Genomic DNA, 2,146 nt, shown 5'->3' with positions numbered 1-2,146 from the left:
GCCGGCGACCGGCCCCCCCCGCCCGCCCCCGCCTCGTCGCGGGGTGGAGCAGTCTGGTAGCTCGTCGGGCTCATAACCCGAAGGTCGTCGGTTCAAATCCGGCCCCCGCAACCAGTTTAAGGAGCCCCTTTTCAGGGGCTTTTTGTTAGCTGGACACTTCCAACGCCGCTGTTCGACGGCGTTTCAAGGATGGGCGCTTCGCCCATTTTTTTATTTTGCATAGCATGCACATACATGCACGAGGGGGTTCAGGTGTCGAGCAAGCTAGAAGAGTTGCAGGCCTTGCTGGCCCCGGTGGTCGTGGCCCTAGGCTATGAATGCTGGGGTATCGAGTTTTCGGCTCAGGGTCGTCACTCGATGTTGCGCGTTTATATTGATAAAGAGGGCGGTGTGCTGGTGGACGATTGTGCCATCGTCAGCCGTCAGATCAGCGGTGTGCTGGATGTTGAAGATCCAATCTCCGTTGAATACACCCTCGAAGTTTCCTCGCCAGGCATGGAGCGCCCGCTGTTCACTCTTGAGCAGTTTGCAAAATTTGCCGGTGAACAAGTGAAGATCAAGTTGCGCTCGCCTTTTGAAGGACGACGCAACTTTCAGGGCCTTCTGCGCGGTGTAGAAGAGCAGGACGTCGTGGTGCAGGTAGATGACCATGAGTTCCTGTTGCCGATCGATATGATCGACAAGGCCAACATTATTCCCAGTTTTGACTGAGGCGTGCCAGATACTGCGGATCCCGCGGATCCAATGGCTTGCGAAAGGCGAGGCGTACGATGAGCAAAGAAGTACTGCTGGTTGTTGAGTCGGTATCCAATGAAAAGGGCGTACCGGCTAACGTAATTTTTGAAGCGCTGGAGCTCGCTCTGGCCACGGCTACCAAAAAGCGTTTCGAGGACGAAGTCGATCTGCGTGTGGAAATCAACCGCCACACCGGTGCCTACGAGACATTCCGTCGCTGGACGGTCGTCGAAGAAGCCGACCTGGACGATCCGGCCATCGAAACCTGGCCGAGCAAGGTTGCTGAAACGCATCCTGGTGCCAAGGTCGGTGATGTTGTCGAAGAGAAGATCGAGTCCATCGAATTCGGCCGTATCGCTGCACAGACTGCCAAGCAAGTCATCGTGCAGAAAGTTCGCGAAGCCGAGCGCGCCCAGGTTGTCGACGCTTACCGCGAGCGCCTGGGTGAAATCATCTCCGGCACCGTGAAAAAAGTCACCCGCGACAACGTGATCGTCGATCTGGGTAACAACGCCGAAGCGTTGCTGGCCCGTGAAGACATCATTTCTCGCGAAACTTTCCGGGTTGGCGTGCGCTTGCGTGCGCTGCTCAAGGAAATCCGCACCGAGAATCGCGGCCCGCAGCTGATCCTGTCGCGTACCGCGCCGGAAATGCTGATCGAGTTGTTCCGCATCGAAGTGCCGGAAATTGCCGAAGGCCTGATCGAAGTAATGGCTGCGTCCCGTGATCCGGGTTCGCGCGCCAAGATCGCCGTACGCTCCAAGGACAAACGCATCGACCCGCAGGGCGCTTGCATCGGTATGCGCGGTTCGCGCGTCCAGGCAGTGTCGGGTGAGTTGGGCGGTGAGCGTGTGGACATCGTCCTGTGGGACGACAACCCGGCTCAGTTCGTGATCAACGCCATGTCCCCGGCTGAGGTTGCGGCAATTATCGTTGACGAAGATGCCCATGCAATGGACATCGCCGTCGGCGCAGACAATCTGGCTCAGGCCATCGGTCGTGGTGGTCAGAACGTGCGTCTGGCCAGCCAGTTGACTGGCTGGACCCTGAACGTGATGACCGAATCGGACATCCAGGCTAAACAGCAAGCAGAAACCGGCGACATCCTGCGCAACTTCATCGACGAGCTGGAAGTCGACGAAGAGCTGGCACAGGTGCTGGTCGATGAAGGCTTCACCAGCCTGGAAGAGATTGCCTACGTACCGTTGGAAGAAATGCTCAACATCGACGGCTTTGACGAAGATATCGTCAACGAGCTTCGCGCTCGTGCCAAGGATCGTTTGTTGACCAAAGCCATCGCTACTGAGGAAAAGCTGGCAGACGCCCATCCGGCCGAAGACCTGCTCTCGCTTGAGGGTATGGACAAGGATTTGGCGATGGAACTGGCGGTGCGCGGCGTAAATACCCGCGA

The 2,146-nt window shown here is 57.6% G+C and carries 2 protein-coding genes and 1 tRNA gene; all 3 read left to right on the top strand.

Translation table 11 applies throughout. The features are described from left to right. Positions 1-37: 37 nt before the first annotated feature. Positions 38-114: transfer RNA gene (locus ACIO0C_RS31210), tRNA-Met, on the top strand. 138 nt (positions 115-252) lie between these two features. Beyond that, positions 253-711 (top strand): ribosome maturation factor RimP, encoded by a 459-nt coding sequence (rimP, locus tag ACIO0C_RS31205; protein ID WP_007915250.1) that lies wholly within the window; start codon positions 253-255, stop codon positions 709-711. A 59-nt stretch (positions 712-770) separates the two neighbouring features. Then, on the top strand, positions 771-2,146 hold a 1,376-nt coding region (nusA, locus tag ACIO0C_RS31200), incomplete at its 3' end, for a transcription termination factor NusA (RefSeq protein ID WP_401318356.1).

It is taken from the genome of Pseudomonas sp. NPDC087336, assembly GCF_044744285.1.
Classification (GTDB): domain Bacteria; phylum Pseudomonadota; class Gammaproteobacteria; order Pseudomonadales; family Pseudomonadaceae; genus Aquipseudomonas.
This window is presented reverse-complemented; position numbering and strand designations above follow the sequence as displayed.